Here is a 19,980-nt window from a genome sequence, read left to right on the forward strand (position 1 = left end):
ATGTCGACCCTTGTCGCTGTTGTCGATGCGGGCAGTCTTTCTGCTGCCGCGCGTCGCCTCGACATGCCTCTGGCAACCGTCAGCCGGAAGGTGGGCGAACTGGAATCGCATTTGAAGACACGTCTGCTCCACCGCACGACGCGCCAACTTTCACTGACGGAGGCCGGAATCTCATATGTAGCTGCGTGCCGGCGCATTCTTGAAGAGATTGGAGAAGCCGAGCGCGCGGCGTCGGGCGAATACGCCGCACCTAAAGGCGAGATCGTTGTGACGGCGCCCATCGTGTTCGGGCGCTTGCATGTCGTGCCCGTGGTGGCAGAATTTCTCGCGCACTATCCGGAGATCAATGTGAGCCTCGTGCTCACGGATCGCGTCGTGCATCTGATGGAAGAAAACGCGGATGCTGCCATCCGGATCGGTGAATTGCCCGACAGCACGCTAATGGCAACGGGTGTCGGAACGGTTCGCCGAGTCATCTGCGGAAGTCCCGCCTATTTGGCAAGGCATGGCGTGCCGGCCATACCAGAAGATCTCGCCGGGCACGATTGCATTACCTTCGAGGTGCTCGCCTCCAAGCGCGCCTGGGTATTCGGCTCCGGCAAGTCAGAGCGGCCCGTATCGGTTCGTTCACGGCTCGCCGTCAATACGGCGGAGGCCGGTATCGCGGCAGCGACTCTCGGCGTCGGACTGATCAATGTACTGGCCTACCAGGTTGCGGACGCTGTACGCACCGACGCGCTTCGCATCGTGCTCGCCGAGTATGAGTCGCCGCCATTGCCGATCAGTCTCGTACATAAAGGACAGGCGCCCTTACCGCTGAAGTTGCGTGCGTTTCTCGATTTTGCGACGCCACACCTGCGCGCTCGCGTAAAGCAAGAATTCGCAAACCTTTCGGCGACCTGACCGACCGGGCGGCGACCGTCCCGAACCAGCCCAAGGTACAGGCGGGGTGGATTTCCAAGTGCGCCTATGAGGAAAAATCCTACTGTCCTGAGGGATGGTCACTTGCGGACCTGCTTTCTAATGGACAACGTCACTGTCCATTAGAGAACGCCGACGTGAATGGTGCGCCACCTTCGCAGGACCGGAAGCTTGATTCACTACGAAGAGGGCACAGTTCATTACAGGACCTCAGCGGTGCACATGTAGCTTTATGTACCCTGCCGCCTACGATGATGAACAGCAGCATCCATTGTCACGGTCCGTAGGTCGACAGTCGAATAACGCACGCGCGACTCGGCGGAGCTCCATTGCTGCGGCACCCCATGACCCGCATAGCGCGCGCCTCGGTGGGAAGAAATTCGTCTGGACAGCTGATGCCTGATTCCGTCACGTTGGGCCACGTTATGCCCAACGGCACAAACGCAAGAATGGCGTCTTGCGGGCGAACTTTGGCGAAAGGATTCGGCACGCCAGCACGCCGGTTCTATTTCTTCAATCAAAAAAAATGCGCCCTGCACACCGGGCGCTGACGCCTTGCCTTCGAAATGGACGCCGAAAGACGCAGGTCAGAGGAGCGCTATCGCGGGGGTAGTTAACAACCTGCGTACTCCCATGTTCGGCAACCCAAGTAAGAACGCAACGCAAATACGCGCCCTCGTCGGTTGCCTGTCAATGCTGAAACGGAACTGAGTTGGATTTTGGCTTGGATGGCCACTTCTGAGCAGACGGCCAGGCCGCTCCCATTCCACCCGCGGAGTGGTCGACACCGTCTGCTTGGGGTTCACGTCCGAGCCACAACCTTCCGTGACCGGTGGTTTTTGGCTAGCTGGATTGCCGCAGATTGGCCCGGACAGTCGACATTGTGGGCCGCCGACCACCGCTTTTTCCTCTCCATTGAAAAAACGTCCAGCCGCTACGCAGCCTCCATACGGAGGACACCGCAATCACGCCGTAGTCACGCGCCCACACCCCTGGCATGCCGACTGCTTCCCGCCACGGGAGCGCAACGGAGGCCATGCATGCAACAGGGATTACGAGCAGCAAAACAAGCAGCCGCAGGTTGGTTATTCTTTCTGGTATCGACGACCGGCAGCGGGCTTTCGCTTGCACAGCCGGCTGAGCCGCACCCGGCATCGCCAGACGCCGCTCCAGCGGTTCAACCCAAGACGGCAAAGCACTCCTTGTCGCGGTATCCGGACACCATGCCGGCCTCCGCACCGAAGTCGCCCGCCACGCAGCCCGCGGACACTTCCGCGGGAACGCGTCAGCCTGGTGGTAGTGATTCGGCCGGCCCAAGTGCCGCCGCCGCAGGGCCCGGGGGCCCGGCCGACATGCGTGCCGAGCCCGTACGCAAGCAGCCATTGCGCTGACGTTGTCGCGGGCGGCTGTCGCGGGCGTCGGATGAAGGGGCATCTAATGAGAGCAATCGATGACCAGCGCAGCGGACCTGATCGTAACCACGCCCAGCGGCCTGTATTGTCCGGCAGGCGACTTCTACGTTGACCCATGGCGGCCGGTGGATCGCGCCGTCATCACACATGCCCACAGTGACCACGCCCGCGTCGGGCACCAGCATTACCTGGCCGCAGCCCCGGGAGCGGGCGTGCTGCGCGCGCGCCTGGGAGCCGACATCCCCCTGCAAACCCTGCCGTACGGCGAGTCCATCGTCCATCACGGGGTGCGGCTGAGCTTTCATCCGGCGGGGCACGTACTGGGCTCTGCGCAGGTGCGGCTGGAATACGGCGGCGATGTGTGGGTCGTATCCGGCGACTACAAGGTCGAGGCCGACAGCACCTGCACGCCGTTCGAACCGGTGCGATGCAATACCTTCATCACCGAATCCACCTTCGGCCTGCCGATTTACCACTGGCGGCCGCAGGCAGAGATCTTCGCCCAGCTCAATGCATGGTGGCGCGGCAATGCCGAGGCGGGCCGCGCAAGCATCGTGTTCTGCTACGCGTTCGGCAAGGCGCAGCGCATTCTTTCTGGCCTTGATACCGACATTGGGCCCATCGTTTCGCACGGCGCCATGCTGCAACTGGATGCCGCCTATCGGCACGCAGGCGTGGCGCTGCCGCCCACGCAACTCGCGACCGACGTGCCACGCGCGGACTTGCGGCGCGCCCTCGTGCTGGCACCGCCCTCGGCACAACGCACGTCGTGGATGCGGCGGTTTGGCGACTACGCCGATGCGTTTGCCAGCGGCTGGATGCAGCTTCGTGGCGCACGTCGGCGGCGCGGCGTCGATCGCGGCATCGTGCTGTCCGATCATGCCGACTGGCCCGGCTTGCTGCAGGCCATCGACGCCACGGGCGCCACGCGTGTCTATGTCACGCACGGCCAGGTCGCGCCAATGGTGCGCTGGTTGTGCGAACGGGGCCTGGATGCGCGCGCCTTCGCCACCGAGTATGGCGACGAGGCCGAAGAAGGCAATGCCGCTGAAACGGGCGATACACCTACGGCAACCGCGCCAGAGGACACGCCCGCGTCATGAAAGCCTTTGCCGATCTGTACGCGCAGCTCGACGCCACCACATCGAGCAACGGCAAGCTGGCCGCACTGGTGGCCTATCTGCGCACCGCGCCCGATGCCGACGCCGCGTGGGCGGTCTACTTCCTGGCCGGGGGCAAGCCGCGCCAGCTGGTGCCGGTGCGCGTGCTCGCCAGCTTTGCGCAGACCACCTCCGGCCTGCCCGAATGGCTGTTTGACGAGTGTTACCAAGCCGTGGGCGATCTGGCCGAGACCATCGCGCTGGTCCTGCCGGATGCGGATCGCGCAGACAACGCCAGCCTGGCCGAGTGGATGGAGGCACGCCTGCTGCCGTTGCGCGGGCAGCCCCCCGAGCTGGTACTTCCGCGCCTGGCTGAACTGTGCCGGGGTCTACCGCTGCATGCCCGGCTCGTGTTGATGAAGCTGATCACGGGGGCGTTTCGCGTGGGGGTGTCGAAACTGCTGGTCACGCGCGCGCTGGCTGAGGTGGGCGGCACCGACCCCAAGCACGTCGCGCAACGGCTGATGGGCTATACCGACATCGGACAGGCGCCCACCGCCGAGCGTTATCGGGCGCTGCTGGCCGATGCCAGCGTCGACGGCCACGCGCTCGATACCGGGCACCCGTATCCATTCTTTCTCGCGCACCCGCTGCAGGCGGAACTGGACGCCTTCGACACCCTGCTCGGCGCGCCCACTGAATGGCAAATCGAATGGAAGTGGGATGGCATCCGCGCGCAACTCGTGCGGCGCGCCGACAGCGCATGGCTGTGGTCGCGCGGCGAGGAACTCATCACCGAACGCTTTCCCGAACTGTCCGCAATGGCGGAGGCGCTCCCGCCGGGCACCGTGCTCGACGGCGAGATCGTGGTCTGGCAAGACGGTCGCGTGCAGCCGTTTGCCCTGCTTCAGCAACGCATCGGCCGCAAGACCCTGAACGCGCGCGTGCTGCGCGAGGCGCCGGCCGTGCTGCTGGCGTATGACCTGCTGGAATGGCAGGGGCAGGATCTGCGCGAGCGCGCGCAGAGCGAGCGGCGCGCGCAGCTCGAACGTGTGATTGCCGAATACGTCCATCCGGCGCTGGAGCTGTCACCGCTGCTGCAAGGCGACGACTGGCAGCATCTTGCGCGGCAGCGTGAGGCATCCCGCGAGCTTGGCGTGGAAGGGCTGATGCTCAAGCGGCGCGACGCCCGCTACGGCGTGGGCCGCACCAAGGACGTGGGGGTGTGGTGGAAGTGGAAGGTCGATCCGTTCTCGGTGGATGCGGTCCTCATCTACGCGCAGCGTGGCCACGGCCGGCGCGCGAGCCTGTACACCGATTACACCTTCGCCGTATGGGATGCACCGCCCGAGGTGCCGGAGCGCAAGCTCGTGCCGTTTGCCAAGGCGTACTCCGGCCTGAGCGACGCAGAGATCCGCCAGGTCGACGCGCTCATCCGCAAGACGACGGTGGAGAGCTTCGGCCCCGTGCGCAGCGTAGCGCCGACGCTGGTGTTCGAACTGGGCTTCGAGGGCATTGCGCGCAGCCCTCGGCACAAGAGCGGCATCGCAGTGCGGTTTCCGCGCATGCTACGCTGGCGGCACGACAAGCCCGTTGCTGAAGCCGATACCCTGCAGACGCTGGAGAGCCTGCTGCCGCCGTCATGAACGAACCTGCACTGCCCGATCTTGATACGTGGTTTGATGCGCGTGGCTGGACGCCCATGCCGTTCCAGCGCACTGTGTGGTCGGCCATGGCGCGCGGCCAATCGGGCCTGCTGCATGCCACCACGGGCGCGGGGAAAACCTATGCGGTCTGGCTGGGAGCGCTGCAGCGGTTGGCGCAAGTACGCAGCCGCAGCGGCGCACCACCGTTATCGGTGCTATGGCTCACACCCATGCGCGCACTGGCGGCCGACACCACACGCGCATTGACCGAGGCCGCACAGGATTTGGCGCCGCACTGGACGCTCGGCTTGCGCACCGGCGACACCGGCAGCGCCGAGCGCGCCGCGCAATCACGCCGCCTGCCCACTGCCCTTGTGACCACACCCGAAAGCCTGTCGTTGCTGCTTGCGCGCGCCGATGCGCGCGAGGCCCTGGGCTCGGTGCGTGTGGTGGTCGTGGATGAATGGCACGAACTCGTTGGCAACAAGCGGGGCGTGCAAGTCCAGTTGGCGCTCGCCCGGCTGCGCACGTGGTCGCCGGAACTGATCGTGTGGGGACTTTCCGCGACGCTGGGCAATCTGTCGGAAGCCATGGACGCGCTCGGCGATGCAGCAACCCCCACCCCCGGCACACTGGTGCAAGGCCACCTGCCCAAGCGCATGGAAATCGATACGCTGCTGCCCGATGGCGTGGGCCGTTTTCCGTGGGCCGGGCATCTGGGCATGGCGATGCTGCCGCATGTGTTGGAAGAGCTGGAAAGCGCCAGCACCGCGCTGGTGTTTCTCAATACGCGCTCGCAGGCGGAACTGTGGTATCAGGCAGTCATCAATGCGCGCCCGGAATGGGCCGGGCTGATTGCGTTGCATCACGGCTCGCTGGACCGCGCAACGCGCGACTGGGTCGAGACCGGGCTCAAGCAAGGCAAGCTCAAGGCGGTGTTCTGCACGTCAAGCCTGGATCTGGGCGTGGATTTTCTGCCGGTGGAACGCGTGCTGCAGATCGGCTCACCCAAGGGTGTGGCGCGGCTGTTGCAGCGTGCGGGGCGATCTGGACACGCACCTGGCCGGCCCTCTCGCGTGACGGTGGTGCCCACGCATAGCCTTGAACTCGTGGAAGGCGCTGCGGCCCGCGCTGCGGCCATGTCAGGACAGGTGGAGGCCCGCACCTCGCCACACAAGCCGCTGGATGTATTGGTTCAGCATCTGGTGACGGTCGCCCTGGGCGGCGGCTTTGTGCCTGACGCGCTGCTGCAGGAAGTGCGCCGCGCCTGGGCCTACCGGGATCTGCACGACGACGAGTGGCAATGGGCGCTCGATTTCGTGCGACAGGGCGGCCACTCGCTCACGGCGTATCCCGACTACCGCCGCGTCATGCCCGATGAACACGGCATCTGGCGCGTGCCCGATACGCGGCTCGCGCGGCGACACCGCATGAGCATCGGCACCATCGTCAGCGATGCAACGATGACCGTGCGCTGGTGGCACGCGTCCGGTGGCGGCGCACTGGGGTCGATTGAAGAAGGCTTCATTGCGCGGCTGCGCCCCGGCGACAACTTCCTGTTTGCCGGCCGCCTGCTGGAACTGGTGCGCGTGCAGGACATGACCGCCTATGTGCGGCGCGCCACCGGCAAACGCGCTGCCGTGCCGCGCTGGAACGGCGGCCGCATGCCGCTATCCAACGAGCTTTCGCACGCGGTGGTGGCGCAACTCGATGCGGCGGCACATGCCCGCTTCGACAGCCCGGAAATGCAAGCCGCGCGCCCACTGCTGGAGTTGCAGGCGCGCTGGTCTGCGCTGCCCACCACGGCAACGCTGGTGGCCGAGACGCTGCACTCGCGCGAGGGCTGGCATCTTTTTCTGTACCCGTTTGCCGGGCGGCATGCGCACCTCGGGCTTGCGAGCCTTCTCGGCTGGCGCGCGGCCAATCGCACGCCGGCGACCTTCTCACTGGCGTTCAACGACTACGGCCTCGAACTGCTGTCGGCCACACCCATCGACTGGCCGGCGCTGCTCGCCAGCGGCGAACTCTTTGCCACGCACACCCTCATGCCGGACGTGCTGGCCAGCCTCAACGCCGGAGAACTGGCGCAACGCCGCTTTCGCGAGATTGCACGCGTCTCGGGGCTGGTGTTTCAGGGCTACCCCGGCGCACACAAGAGCGCGCGCCAGTTGCAGGCGTCTTCTGGCTTGTTCTATGAAGTCTTCCGGCGCCACGACCCCGGCAACCTGCTGCTCTCGCAGGCAGAGACCGAAGTGCTGCGCCAGGAACTGGATCTCGACCGTATCGAAGCCGCCCTCGTCCGCATGCGCGGTTTGCAGCTGCAGCTCTGCGCACTGAAACGTCCGTCGCCGTTCAGTTTTCCGTTGATGGTGGAGCGGTTTCGCGAGCAGCTCTCGACGGAGAAACTCGCCGATCGGATCGCACGCATGCTGGCCGAAGCTGAGCGCGCCGCCGGCCCCGAACCCACCGATCCGGATGCTGCGGCCAGGCCGGAGATCGAGACCGACGTACAGGCCGCGCTGCGCCTGACCGAATCGCCCGACACCGCGGGCAAGTCCAGCCGCCGCACGCGCCGGCCGCGTAAGACATCGAAACCACTGCCATTGCTATGACGGTCGCCAAAGACTACGCCATCCAATGCGCGGGCGAGACCCTATGGCTGCTGCCCGAGCGCGCGCTATGGTGGCCCGCGCAACGCATGCTGATGGTGGCGGATGCGCATTTCGGCAAGGCGGCCACGTTCCGGGCGCGTGGCGTGCCGGTGCCGGCTGGGAGCACGAGCCAGGCGGTCGCGCGCTTGGATGCCATGCTCGCCCGGCTGCCGGTGGCGCATATCGCGTGGCTGGGCGATCTCCTGCACGCACGCGAAGCGCACGCAGCACTCGATGCGCTCGCCGCCTGGCGCGCACGCCACGCCGAGGTCGCTTGCACGTTGGTCCGCGGCAACCACGACCGCCATGCCGGAGACCCACCTGCGGACCTGCGCTTCAACGTGGTGGAAGAGCTTTGGGCGATCGGGCCCTTCGCGCTGTGCCATGAACCGCAGCGGCTGCCCGATCGCTACGTCATCGCCGGACATGTGCACCCGGGCGTCGTCATCAGCGGACCGGCTCGGGACCGCCTCCGGCTACCGTGTTTCCGGTTTGGAACGAGCGGCGCCCTGCTGCCCGCCTTCGGCGAGTTCACCGGTCTATGGACCGCACCGGCTGCGCCCGGAGAAGCGCTCTTTGCTGTCGCCGACGACTGCGTCTGGCCGCTGCGCAGCTAGGGCGCTTCCTTCCGCGCAAATGCGCCGCTGGCCTCAGGGCTTGAGCACCACCTTCACGCAGCCGTCCTGCTTGTCGCGGAAGGTCTTGTACAGGTCCGGGCCATCCGCAAGCGTACCGCGATGCGTCACCACGAACGACGGGTCGATCTCGCCGCGCTCGATGCGTTCGAGCAACAAGGGCAGATACCGCTGAACCGGTGTTTGCGCCATCCGGAACGTCAGCCCTCGATTGATCGCAGAGCCAAACGGCACCTTGTCCAGCAAGCCGCCATACACACCGACGATCGAGACCGTACCGAAGTTGCGGCAGCATTGAATGGCCTGCCGCAGCACGTGGGGCCGATCCGTACCGAGTGCGGTAGCGACCTTGATGCGGTCGACCACGGAGTCGAGGCTGGCGGTCGTTTCGGGTTCCGTGCCCACTGCATCGATGCAGGCATCGGGGCCGCGGCCCTGCGTCATTTCGTTAAGCGCCTCCTGCACATCGCTGGCCTTGAAGTCGAGTGTTTGCGCGCCGGCATCACGCGCCATGGCCAAGCGCTCCGGCACCGTATCGATGGCGATCACGCGTTCCGCGCCCAGCAGAAACGCACTGCGGATCGCGAACTGCCCGACGGGCCCGCAACCCCACACGGCGATGGTGTCGCCGGGCTGGATATTGCACTGCTCCGCGGCCATGTAGCCGGTCGGGAAAATGTCGGACAGGAACAACAAGGTTTCGTCAGCAACCCCGTCTGGCACGCGGATGGGCCCGACGTCGGCGTAAGGCACGCGCAGATATTCCGCCTGGCCACCGGCATATCCGCCCAGCAGGTGGGAGTAGCCGAACAAACCGGCCGGCGAATGGCCCCATAGCTTGGCGGCCTTGGCGTGGTCAGGGTTGGTTCGCTCGCAGCCCGAGTAGAACCCGCGTTTGCAGAAAAAGCACTCGCCGCATGAAATGGTGAATGGCACGACGACGCGGTCGCCCACTTTCAGCTTGGTGTTCTCAGGCCCCACTTCCACGACTTCGCCCATCGTTTCGTGGCCGACCACATCGCCGCTTTCCATGCCGGGCATCACACCGTCGAAGAGGTGCAGATCCGAGCCGCAGATGGCGCACGCCGTGACTTTGATGATGGCGTCACGGCCGTGTTGGATCGTCGGATCCGGAACGGTGTCGCAGCGAATGTCATGTTTGCCGTGCCAGCAGAGTGCTTTCATCACAAACTCCTTGTCGATTCAGTCGGGGCGACGGCGCCATGCCGAGGCCGTGCCGCGCCGGTGCGCGGGGTTCAATGTTCAGGACCGCCCATGCGTGAGCAGCAAGCGGGCTTGTTCCATGCCGTCTCGAACGGCCTCGCCTTTGGTGTGCCAGCCTCGCCATGTCTGGGATATTTCTCGGATTTCGAACTGCCGCGTGCCGTTTTCGACGGAGATGCGGGGCACCCATACGCCCTGTGCGTCCTGCTCCGCGCTGACGGTCACGGTATGGCCCGCACACTCGAAGCGCGCGGCGCCCTCGTGCGTTGTATCGTTCTGCATCATCGCTTCCCGTTCAGGAATGGATGGGGTGGCTGAACGCCCGAATACATCGGCGCGGCGGGTTGCACTCCCACCCCGAACACGCCGGCAGGCAAGCCGCGGGCGAGCGAATACATGGCAATCACGGCGAGGGTGAGCGCCGCGATCGCAAGGACTTGCTGCATATGCATGAGCGTCTCCATGTCTGTTCGTGCTTGAAGCAGGCAATGCCTGGCGCAGACGCAACGTCCAGACCCGGGCCGTGCTGCACCCGGGCCTGGAGGCGGTTGTTACGCCTTCGCTTCACCAAGCTCCGCGCCGGTGGTGGGATCGACCGCCGGGTCAGAAGCCAGGCGCGTCTTCATGGCCTCCAGCGTTTCGAGTTCGGCATCGGTCAAATTGACCGACGCGTTGCCGTCTCCGCCATCCACAGGCACCGGTGGGTCTGCAACCAGCTCAAGACCCGTGCCGCTATTCCACGGTGCCTGCACGATGGGACCACCGCGCGACATCTTGAAATACGCATCGCTGAACTCCGGCACCGGCGGCAGCTTGCCCGGGGGGAAGTTGGCGTTGATGGCGTAGAGCGCCTTCTCGAACGACTTCTGGTGCGCTACCTCGCGCGTCATGAGAAAGCCGAGCGCATCGCGCACACCGGGGTCATTGCTGACGTTGATCAATCGTTCGTAGATGATCTTGGCGCGTGCTTCGGCGGCAATGTTCGAGCGTAGGTCCGCCGTCGGCTCGCCAATCGAGTCAATGTATGCCGCCGTCCACGGCACGCCGCCCGAGTTGGTCAGCGCCGGGCCGCCGCCATACAGCAACTGCGTCACATGGCTGTCGTTACCAGCGCCATTGAGCTTGCGATACAACTCCGCCTGCTCATCCACCGCTTCCGCCAGTTCCCCTTTGGCACCGCGATTCAACATGGCGACGATAGTGCCGATGATCTCCAGGTGACTGAGCTCTTCTGTCGCGATGTCGTACAACATGTCCTTGCGGCCTGCATCCTCTTCTGCAACGGCTTGCGTGAAGTAGCGCATCGCTGCCGCAAGCTCGCCTTGGGGGCCGCCGAACTGCTCCAGCAGCAGATTGGCCAATCCAGGATCGGTTTCGCTGACGCGAACGGTGTACTGCAATCGCTTGTTGTGCATGAACATGGGGGTTCTCCAGGAATGGATGGATGCCTTCATGGCGCAACCCTTTCCGCAACACCCGTTCCATCGCGTACCGCACGCCTGACGCGGAGCCGCCGGGTACGCACGTTGCGGAGGCCCTTGCGCCGCCTATCACCCGGAGCATTCATGGACGACGCCCTCGCGCTTGAACGCGACAGTTCTTCTGCATCGAGATGCGTCGTCGCCCACGCACGCGAAGCGCTGGAAGGCCGGCGACGGGGATGGCGCACGTTCACGCCGTTCGTCGGTCCGGCGGTGGTGGTCTCGGTGGCCTATACCGACCCCGGCAACATCGCCACGGGCATTGAAGCCGGTGCGCGCTATGGATATCAGCTGCTGTGGGTCGTGCTCGCATCCAGCCTGGTGGCGATGCTGTTCCAGATGCTCTCGGCACGCCTGGGCATTGTGACGGGCAGAAATCTGGCGCAACTCTGCCGAACGCATCTGCCTGCGCCGGCCGGGCTTGGCATGTGGTTCATCAGCGAGCTTGCCGCCATGGCGACCGACCTTGCCGAGTTTGTCGGTGCCGCAGTCGGCATCGCGCTCCTCACCGGGATGCCTCTGCTCGCCGCCATGGCCGTTGCCGGTGTGCTGACTTATCTTTTGCTGATGCTGCAAGTGCGGGGCTTCCGCTCAGTCGAACTGATGATTGGCGCGCTGGTGGCCGTCATCGGTATCTCTTACATCATCCAAGTGTGGATCTTGCCTGTCTCGTGGGCGGCGGCGCTGCGGCAGACCTTCGTCCCCACGGCATTGCCGCCCGACGCGTTCATGTTGGCGGCCGGCATTGTCGGAGCCACGGTCATGCCACACGCACTCTTTCTCCATTCGGGACTGGTCAATAAGCGTGTGCGTCCACGGAGTGCGTCAGAGACGTCGCAACTGCTTCGCTATTCCAACCGCGAGGTGGTGGCAGCGCTGGCCGCCGCGGGCTGCATCAACCTCGCCATGGTCGTGGTCGCGGCAGGCGCGTTTCACGGCGCACATGCGGAGGTGGCCGGCATTGAAGATGCCTATATCACCCTGGCGCCATTGTTTGGAGCATCGGCCGGGCTGGTGTTTCTGGTGGGGCTGATCGCATCGGGGCTCTCAAGCTCCGTGGTCGGCACGATGGCGGGCCAGATGGTGTTGCAAGGTTTCCTGCGGGTGCGCCTGCCGGTATGGATGCGCCGGCTGATCACCATGGTGCCGGCGTTCATCGTCATCGGCGCGGGCATGGATGTCACGCGCGCACTCGTGCTCAGCCAGGTCATTCTGAGCATGGTGGTGCCGTTTCCGATGGCGGCGCTGATCTGGCTGGCGCGACGGCCAGACTTGATGGGGCAGCATGCTGCCGGTCGCGGCCTCGTGCTAGTGGCGACAGTCGGGGCCTTGCTGGTGGCGGGATTGAACGGGGCGCTGCTCGTCCATCTCATCGCATAGCGATGCCGGGCAGCGGTGGCGCCACCGATCCGGTCAGGCGTGCGCTGCGCGTACCCACGCTGCCGTGATGAAGTCCGCAAGCGAAACATGGCCCCGTACGACGCCGCCCGGTGGGTCGAAATCTTCGTCCAGGGTCACGGCGGTCATCTTCGCATAAGCACGGGCGGCCTCATCGGAGAAGCCCAGCCCTTTGTAGACCGCTTCCCAACGGTCTCGCGGAACGACCTCGAGCACGACGCCACGGCCGAGCGTGCGCGACATGGCCCGCGCAACATCCTGCGGTGTGTAGCGTTGCGGCCCCTCGACGTAGCGCACGCCCACGTCGTCGGGCGGTGTCAGGAGCCTGGCGGCCGCTGCCTCGCCGAGGTCTGCGGAAGCCACCATCGGCAGGGGCATATCGGCAGGGAACATGCTCGGTAACGCGCCGGTCTGCGCCACGGTCTCGAGCATGCTGGTCCAGTTGCTCATGTAATAAGCGCCGCGGTTGATTGCGGCCGGAATAGGCTGGCGGCGAAGGCCTTCTTCAAATTCCCACAGCGTGGTGAGGTCGCCGATGCCTCGCCCCGGGCGCGCGCCGTAGGTAGACGCGGCCACCACCTTCTCCAGCCCGGAGTCTTCCAGCGCGGCGAGGATGTTGGCGATCGTGCGGCGCTCCGTGGCGTCGGTATCGCCGGCAATATCGGCGGGCGGATTGAGCAGGAATGCGCGGCGCCCGAGTCGGAATGCCGCCCGCAACGAGGCGACGTCCTCCACGTCGGCCGTCGCGACCGACGCACCCTTGTCCCGCCAGCGACCTGCACGCTCCGGCCGCCGTGTCAGGATCGTCACGTCTTCGCCGCCGGCCAGCAACGCGTCTGCAACGGCGGCTCCTACATGTCCGGTTGCACCCATCACTACGTACATTGCGCCTCCTACTCGCTGTCTTGACAGCGCACTTTGGCAGCCGAGCGCCATGCGCCATCGTTGGCTCAACATGGCGACCAGGGCTGCGTAGCAGCGTTTGTGCCCAGGAGAGGAATGCAGCGCTGCGGATCAGCCAGCCCAGGCGCGGCAGTACTCGAGATACTGACGCTCGTGCCGTCCAAGCAGATCGACAATCGAGGACCAGAGCCAGAACGGCGCGTCGATGGAGCGCCCGTGACGCGCACGCAGTTCACGGTGCCACGACATCGCCACATCCCGGGCCATCTGGCTGCCATGGGCGAGGCCGACGACGTTGCCCAGGTAAGCGGCCAGGACGGTGGCGTCCTTGTGCTCCAGCTTGTCGACCGACAGCTTCAGGTCTTGCGGCTGCAGCTCGCGCATGAAAAAACTACCGCCAAGCATGCGCCCCCATGCCATTCGATCGCCCAGGTCAGGAGAAAGACGCCGCGCGCCGGTGACTACGCGTTCCCCGTTGATCCGCGGCATCTCGCCTGCAGCGGTGCTGGGCGCCGCGGCCTTGCCCGCCTCCTTGATGTCGATCAGCCGGTACCGCGGCCCGCGGTCCTGATCGACAGCCAGCAAGACGGCATAACGCCGCTGCCCGAGCGAGCTGCATCCTTTGACCCAGTACGCCGCATCCACGATGCTGACGGAGGCTTCGCCCGGCATTTCGTAAAGACGCGCCACCAGTGCAAGCACCTCGTGCTGGCTCACAAGATGTTTCAGTTCGCGCCGCTCTTCTCGTGAGAGCGGCCAGAAATGGCGCCCTAGCGGAATGGTTGGAGACGTGTCGCTCAGCCGCTCCTTGGCCAGTTCTTTCCACGTACGTGCAGTTGCCGCTTTCATGGCTGTGCGAACGGATGCAGGGCGCGGCGGCAAGCGCAACGCTGCATCGGGGTCGATACCGTGCAGGTACCCCGCCATCAGCGCCTCCACCATGCGTGCGGTCACGATGCCAGGCAGGTCTGAACCGCGTGCGGCCGTCGCCAACGAGACGCCAAGCCGGATCAAGTCGTGCGCTGGATTGCCCAGCACCGTCTGGTCCAGATCCCGGATCTGTATGCGCGCGGCGCCGGAAGTATGGCCGATCGGGCCGAGGTTGCCGACATGGCAATCGCCGCAGATCCAGATGGTCGGCCCTTCGGGAAACGTATGCGGCTGCACCTCGCTCAGCCACTCGTAGAACTTCACGGTGCTGCCGCGAACGTACGCATGGGTGGAACGCGTCATCTTCGATTGGCGCAGCCGGGCAAGTATGGGTGCACGGTTTTTAGGGCTCACCGCGCTGTGCGACGATTTTCGTTGGGACATGTGTGTGCTGAACCTGGGATGCTTGAACAAGGTGATGGACGGCGAACCGTATGCAATAAGTGTTCCCCACCCCCTAAAACAGCTTAGATAACGCCTCCACGGCGCTCAACCTTTGCTATGCTTGCTCGAAGCGCGCTGCACAGGCGTCGCTTCCATTGAATGGTCAACTTTACCCAACCATCTATTTTCACTATGGCCACCAAAACCAAGACCGCTGCCAAGACCGCTGCAAAGAAGGCCTCGCCGGCAAAGAAGGCCGCGCCAGCAAAGAAGCCTGCTGCAACGACGCCGACCCTCAAGCCCTTGAAGGACACGTTCACCAAGGCGAGCCTGGTGAGCCATCTGGCGGAACAAGCTGCCGTCGACGCCAAGGCGGTGAAGGCGGTGCTGCTCCATCTGGAGAACACCATCGTGGCTTCGCTGCACAAGAAGGGCGCCGGCGAATTCACCCTGCCGGGCCTGTTCAAGGTGACCTCGGTCAAGGTGCCGGCAACCAAGCGCCGCTTCGGCAAAAACCCGTTTACCGGCCTGGAGCAGTGGTTTGAAGCCAAACCGGCTACCGTGCGCGTCAAGGTCCGCGCCTTGAAAAAGGTCAAGGACGCAGCGATCAACAGCTGATCGTCAGCGCAAAGAAAAAGGGAGCCTCGGCTCCCTTTTTTGCGTGCTTGCCGGTCGGAATACGCAGCAGGTGCAGACCAATCTGCCTGGCCGGAAGCCGCTGTGCTGTGATGCCTAGCGCGCCTTGCGCGCCGCCTTTCCGCCGCTGCGGGCAGCTTCCTGGCCACCGCCGGTGCTGTCCCCGCTCATGCGTTCCAGCCACGAAAGCGCGTCCACATACGACAGGAACTGCCGCAGGTAATCGGGCGACACCTCGCGCATCAACAGCAGCGACCGATGCACGAGACTGCTCGAATTCAGCGGCCCGGCATTGACCGGCACCTTGTTCAAGGCGTCACGCAGCTGCTTCTCGGCGCTGACGCGAGACCAGGTATCCCGCACGTCTTCGAGAATCCTGAGTTCCGGCAATGCGTGCAGAGGACGCCCCGAGCTGCCGTCTGCTGCGCTCAAGACATCCGTGCGCTCACGGCTGGCAATGTCACGCAGCAGTTCGGACAACGCGCTGCCGGCGGACACCCGTGGGCCGGTCGCATCGGACAAGGTTGTCGCGCGATCGACGTCTTTTGCATAGGCCGCCACCAGCTCACCCAACCGCGCATCGAGAAGGCGCCGTGCCTCGCCGGTTTGTCCGGCCGCACGCCGATGCAATGCCTCGATGAAGCAGAAGCGCAGGCGGTCCAGCCGGTCCGCGCCGCTTGCGCGCCAGCTGTCGAGCGCGGCCTGCGTCGACACATCAATGCGGCTCACGGCGCCCACCGTTGGAAGCGGCCTGCCTTGGAACCGGCGCAATCTCCACGCGCCGGTTCTTCGCACGGCCAACGTCGTCGGCGTTGGAACTCACGGGCTGCTCCGAGCCAAACGCTGCTGCAAACACGCTGGACGCGGGAATGCCCTCATCAATCAACGCACGCGTCACGGTCAAGGCGCGCTTGGCGGACAGCTCCCAGTTATCGGCAAACAGTCGGTTGCCGGCACGCACCTGCTGATCGTCGGAAAACCCGCTCACCATCAGGATCTCTTCACGCGAAGTGAGATACGCGGCCAGCGGCCCCGCCAGGCTCTTCATCAGCGCGCGGCCCTCGGGCTGCAATTGATCGGAGTTGATTGCGAACAGCACATTGCCGTTGATGCCGATGCGCCCGTTGACGAGCGTCACACGCCCGGCCGCCAGCGGGCCGGCCAGCGCCTGCTCCAGTGTCTTGCGGCGCTGTGCCTCCGCCTCGCGCTGCTTGACCTCGTTTTCCAGCTTGGAGGACAGCTCCAGCTGCACGCCGATCACGCCGACCAGAATCAGCACAAACGCGCCCAGCAGCACCGACATCAGGTCGCCGAACGCGGCCCAGACCGGCGCCGTGGCTTCGATGCCACCGTCAATCTCGTCGTTCATGCCGCTTCGGTCCCGGCAAGCGCGCGCTGGTCACCCAGCCGTTGCAGGTCTTCGAGGATCTGCTTCTGAGACAGCATGCTCAGGTCGATCACCTCACGCGCCTGCGCAACGTAGTAGGCAAGCTGTTCGTCGCTGCGGGTGAGCGACTTCTCGAGCGCGGCTTCAATGCGCTGCAATTGGGCTGCAAGCTTGTCGTTCGAATCGCCAAACAGCTGCACGGCCGCGCCAAACGCCTCGCCAAGGCTCGCCACCTCGACCGCGCTGCCGGTCACCTGCGCAGCCACCGCGCCAAGCTTGCCGGTCTCGGCTTCCACGCGATCGGTGAACCGCTTACCCACTCGCTCCAGCAAATCCGCCGACGTTGCCACCAGGGCGTCCACCGCCGTGCGTTGCTCGGTCGATGCATGGTTGACGGCGTCAAGCAATGTTTCCAGCGTGCCCAGCAGGCGCGCACGCTCGTCCAGCATCGCGGTATCGCGCACCATGCTGTCAGACAGCTTCTGGCGCAGCTCGGCCACCACTTCGGCGGCGGCCCTGGGCGCTTCCGAAGCGGCTTGGACCAGGCGCGAAATCTCGCCGATCGTGTCGTTGGCGTGCGCCTGCGTTTGCGCGGAAATGTCGCGTGCGGTCTGGGCCAGTGCGTCGCAAATCTGTTGCTGACGGCTTGCCGTATCGGCGCCAGCCTTTTGCCACGCCTCGCTCAGCTTGGCGCCCATCGCGCCAAGGGCATCGGTCCAGGCCGCCAGACGTTGCGCGTCTCTCGCTTCCAGCGCAGCTTGCAGCGCGGCTTGCGACTGACGCGATGCGTCCTGCTGCGCGGCGATATCGCGCGCTGTCTGCGCCAACGCATCGCAGATATCTTGCTGACGATTCGCCGTATCGGCGCCGGTTTTCTCCCACGCCTGGCCGAGCTTCTCGCCCGTTGCGCTGAGCGCCTCGGTCCAGGCCGCGAGACGTTGCGCGTCTCGTGCTTCCAGTGCGGCTTGCAGCGCCGTATGCGATTGGCGCGACGCGTCTTGCAACGATACGGCGTGCTGCTCAAACGTGGCAGCGGCCGCCTCCAGCGCGCGCTGGTTCTGCGCGGCCAGTTCGGCGTGGGTGTGTTCCTGGCGGGCCAACGCATCGCGCCAGGCAGCGGACAGGCCGCCAGCGGTGGCATCCAGACGCTCGGCAACGCCATCGAGCAACCGCGCCGAGCGTTGCTCGAATGCCTCGGCAAATCGGTCCAGCGACGTGCCAACCTGGCCAAGCAGGGCTTCGCTGGAGCGTTGATGCGCCGACAGGGCGTGGTTCCAGATGCCGGAAACCGCCTCGGCCGTCGCTTCAAAGCGCGTCGACAGGCCGTCCAGCTGACGCTGCACCGCGTGCGCGACCGTCTCCTGCAGCGCGGCCGATTCCCGGGCAAGGCCCGCCATCGTCGTTTCCACCACCGGCTGCAGCGCGGCGCTGGCAACGCGTGCGCTCTCCGCTGCGCTGTCCTTCAAGGACTGACCGACCGACGACGCAAGCTGGCTGTAAGCGGTCTGCGCCTTGTCGAGAAATGCCTGCTGGGCCGCGATCTGTCGCTCGCTGCTGGCCGCGCCCTGCTGCTCCAGCGACGTCATCATCGCCTGCAGTCGGTCAACCAGCGCGGGCATCACATCGGATTGCCGCCGCAGAAGCTTGAACGTTTCTTCACGCTGATGTGCGTGCGAGTAGATGCGCAGCGTGGTCGCGATCTTTGCGTCGAGCGCCTGCACAGCCTGCAGCCGCTCGCGCCGACACAGCGCCGAGAGCAACCCCAGCATGGCCGACGTTGCCACACCGGCAATCGAGGTGCCAAACGAGAATCCCAACCCCTTGATCGGGGCGGCCAGCGATGCGCGGATCGCCTGCAAATCCGTCGCGCTTTCCAGCGCTGCGCCCGTGCCTTTGAGCGTCACCACCATGCCGAGCAGCGTGCCGAGCATGCCAAGCAGCACCAGCAGGCCCACAAGATACGGCGTCAATGCGGGCGCGGGCAACGCAACGCGCTCGCCTTCCACACGCAGGCGCACGGCATGGCGCAGGCTCGGGTGCAGTTGCTCCAGCCATGCCGCCAGAGTGGGCGGCATCTCGGACAACCCTGCCACGGCCTGGGCGACCGTGCCCGTGGCTTGCCGATAACGGCGCAGCTCCAGCGCGCCCGCCATATAGGCGGCACCGATCACAAGCGTGACGGCCAGTGCCAGCAGGTTCCCGCCGACGAGGTAACCGCCGGCAATCCACCCCAAGGCCGCCAGCCCGACAAAGAAAACGATGAGATTCAGGTGAAGTCTGGACATGAAAGGTGTCTGCCCCGCTTAGCGGGAGCGAAGGGCTGCGAGCAACCCGTCGATCGGTTGAAAACGAACATCAAGCTCGGCCTGGAGCACGCTCTGCATATCCTTGCGGAACGCATCCAGCCAGGCGCGGGATGTGGATGGGGTGGCCTCGCCCTCTGCGGGCAACAGGGCCTGCCGCTGCTGCTCGGCCGCGCGTAGGCGCTCGAAGTACGGCCCCAGCATCGAGGGAATGGCCCCGAGCAACGAACGTTCGCGGCCTGCGAGCGCCTGCTCCATGCTGGCGTCCAGCACCGCAAGGCGCGCGAGGTCGGGCGTCCTGGCAGCCAGCAGGCGCCGCAGGCGGCCACGCAGGTCGCCGATCTCGAGTTCCATCGTCTGCTGCATCAGCACGTAGCGCTGCCGGAAATCGGCATAGTCGACTACCACGGGCGCCGAGGGGCCCTGGATCGGCGCGCGAGGCCCAGGCCTGGCGTCCGGCGCGCAACTGGACGCGATGGACTTTGCCAACGCCGCACGGACACGGGTCGCGATCGTCTCGGCGTCCGGGCCGACGGGCCGCGTGCCGGAGGCACCGGCGGGCGGTGCCGCGCTCAATGCCGAGGAGAGCGTAATGGCATCCGTCCAGCTGAGCCATTGGCTCAACCGGTCAGAAAGGGGCTGCGCAGATGCGGAAACGTCGACGTCCGTCAGGCGAGCAAGAATGCGGATCAGCGCAGGGCCGCTGAGCGCCCTGCGTTGCTGGGCGTACGCCATGCTACGAGTGCCGAAAAAAGGCTGGAGTTTACACTGCCCGCCGGGTCGGACTGACGTCTTCGAGTGGCAGCAGAATCACTTCGCCAGAACAATCGCTGCAGTCGATCGGCTCGCGGGCGAGACGGGCGGCGTTCTTTACCGCATAGCGCAGCATCGGCCCTTCATGACACGGCGCCCCAGCGAAACCGCGGCAGTGCAGCGGCGCCAGGGTCGCCCGCCTACATTTGTGCGATC

At 65.4% G+C, this 19,980-nt stretch carries 17 protein-coding genes; 7 read left to right on the forward strand and 10 right to left on the reverse strand.

From position 1 onward, the window contains the following. From N5B55_RS21505 to pdeM, 5 genes are all read left to right on the forward strand, one after another. Positions 1-903, forward strand: a complete 903-nt coding sequence (locus tag N5B55_RS21505) for a LysR family transcriptional regulator (protein ID WP_304540006.1) — start codon at positions 1-3, stop codon at positions 901-903. Positions 904-2,371: 1,468 nt separating this feature from the next. Beyond that, positions 2,372-3,436 carry a ligase-associated DNA damage response exonuclease gene (locus N5B55_RS21510; RefSeq protein WP_304540007.1) on the forward strand — a complete coding sequence of 355 codons (1,065 nt, stop codon included), beginning with the start codon at positions 2,372-2,374 and terminating at the stop codon, positions 3,434-3,436. Next, a complete protein-coding gene (locus tag N5B55_RS21515; RefSeq protein WP_065855637.1) occupies positions 3,433-5,079 on the forward strand; it encodes an ATP-dependent DNA ligase in 1,647 nt (548 codons plus the stop codon). The genes N5B55_RS21510 and N5B55_RS21515 overlap by 4 nt, the downstream gene beginning before the upstream one ends. Then, complete coding sequence (locus N5B55_RS21520; RefSeq protein WP_304540008.1) at positions 5,076-7,691, forward strand: ligase-associated DNA damage response DEXH box helicase; 2,616 nt, start codon at positions 5,076-5,078, stop codon at positions 7,689-7,691. Before N5B55_RS21515 ends, N5B55_RS21520 begins: the two co-directional genes overlap by 4 nt. Further along, the gene (gene pdeM, locus N5B55_RS21525; RefSeq protein ID WP_304540009.1) at positions 7,688-8,347 is read left to right on the forward strand and encodes a ligase-associated DNA damage response endonuclease PdeM; all 660 of its coding nucleotides are present in this window, start codon (positions 7,688-7,690) and stop codon (positions 8,345-8,347) included. The genes N5B55_RS21520 and pdeM overlap by 4 nt, the downstream gene beginning before the upstream one ends. Positions 8,348-8,380: 33 nt before the next feature. Here the strand turns inward: pdeM and N5B55_RS21530 are convergent, their stop codons facing one another. The 4 genes from N5B55_RS21530 to N5B55_RS21545 all read right to left on the reverse strand — a co-directional run bounded on the left by N5B55_RS21530 (position 8,381) and on the right by N5B55_RS21545 (position 11,010). Then, positions 8,381-9,550 carry a zinc-dependent alcohol dehydrogenase gene (locus tag N5B55_RS21530; RefSeq protein WP_065855642.1) on the reverse strand — a complete coding sequence of 390 codons (1,170 nt, stop codon included), beginning with the start codon at positions 9,548-9,550 and terminating at the stop codon, positions 8,381-8,383. A 78-nt stretch (positions 9,551-9,628) separates the two neighbouring features. Continuing rightward, on the reverse strand, positions 9,629-9,874 hold the full coding sequence (locus tag N5B55_RS21535) for a DUF6566 family protein (protein ID WP_154207577.1): 246 nt from the start codon (positions 9,872-9,874) through the stop codon (positions 9,629-9,631). Beyond that, positions 9,871-10,053, reverse strand: coding sequence for a hypothetical protein (locus N5B55_RS21540; RefSeq protein WP_304540010.1), 183 nt, complete (start codon positions 10,051-10,053; stop codon positions 9,871-9,873). The genes N5B55_RS21535 and N5B55_RS21540 overlap by 4 nt, the downstream gene beginning before the upstream one ends. 87 nt (positions 10,054-10,140) lie before the next feature. Further along, positions 10,141-11,010, reverse strand: coding sequence for a manganese catalase family protein (locus N5B55_RS21545; RefSeq protein ID WP_304540011.1), 870 nt, complete (start codon positions 11,008-11,010; stop codon positions 10,141-10,143). Between the two features lie 144 nt (positions 11,011-11,154). On the opposite strand from N5B55_RS21545, the gene N5B55_RS21550 reads away from it, so the two are divergent. Then, complete coding sequence (locus N5B55_RS21550) at positions 11,155-12,450, forward strand: Nramp family divalent metal transporter (protein WP_304540012.1); 1,296 nt, start codon at positions 11,155-11,157, stop codon at positions 12,448-12,450. Between the two features lie 33 nt (positions 12,451-12,483). Here the strand turns inward: N5B55_RS21550 and N5B55_RS21555 are convergent, their stop codons facing one another. Next, positions 12,484-13,353 carry an NmrA family NAD(P)-binding protein gene (locus tag N5B55_RS21555; RefSeq protein WP_304540013.1) on the reverse strand — a complete coding sequence of 290 codons (870 nt, stop codon included), beginning with the start codon at positions 13,351-13,353 and terminating at the stop codon, positions 12,484-12,486. Positions 13,354-13,482: 129 nt separating this feature from the next. Continuing rightward, entirely contained in the window at positions 13,483-14,685 is a 1,203-nt protein-coding gene (locus N5B55_RS21560) for a DUF2252 family protein (protein ID WP_065855654.1), read from the reverse strand. A 192-nt stretch (positions 14,686-14,877) separates the two neighbouring features. On the opposite strand from N5B55_RS21560, the gene N5B55_RS21565 reads away from it, so the two are divergent. Further along, on the forward strand, positions 14,878-15,303 hold the full coding sequence (locus tag N5B55_RS21565) for an HU family DNA-binding protein (RefSeq protein ID WP_065855658.1): 426 nt from the start codon (positions 14,878-14,880) through the stop codon (positions 15,301-15,303). A 114-nt stretch (positions 15,304-15,417) separates the two neighbouring features. On the opposite strand, the gene N5B55_RS21570 is transcribed toward N5B55_RS21565, so the two are convergent. The 4 genes from N5B55_RS21570 to N5B55_RS21585 are packed head-to-tail and all read right to left on the reverse strand — an operon-like array spanning position 15,418 to position 19,746. After that, positions 15,418-16,059, reverse strand: a complete 642-nt coding sequence (locus tag N5B55_RS21570; protein WP_441295872.1) for a DUF2894 domain-containing protein — start codon at positions 16,057-16,059, stop codon at positions 15,418-15,420. After that, positions 16,037-16,690 (reverse strand): OmpA family protein, encoded by a 654-nt coding sequence (locus tag N5B55_RS21575; protein WP_304540015.1) that lies wholly within the window; start codon positions 16,688-16,690, stop codon positions 16,037-16,039. Before N5B55_RS21575 ends, N5B55_RS21570 begins: the two co-directional genes overlap by 23 nt. Continuing rightward, the gene (locus tag N5B55_RS21580) at positions 16,687-18,993 is read right to left on the reverse strand and encodes a DUF802 domain-containing protein (RefSeq protein ID WP_304540016.1); all 2,307 of its coding nucleotides are present in this window, start codon (positions 18,991-18,993) and stop codon (positions 16,687-16,689) included. Before N5B55_RS21580 ends, N5B55_RS21575 begins: the two co-directional genes overlap by 4 nt. Before the next feature lie 18 nt (positions 18,994-19,011). After that, on the reverse strand, positions 19,012-19,746 hold the full coding sequence (locus tag N5B55_RS21585; protein WP_304540017.1) for a DUF3348 domain-containing protein: 735 nt from the start codon (positions 19,744-19,746) through the stop codon (positions 19,012-19,014). Positions 19,747-19,980 lie beyond the last annotated feature (234 nt).

The sequence above is a fragment of the Ralstonia pickettii genome (assembly GCF_030582395.1).
Lineage (GTDB): Bacteria > Pseudomonadota > Gammaproteobacteria > Burkholderiales > Burkholderiaceae > Ralstonia > Ralstonia pickettii_D.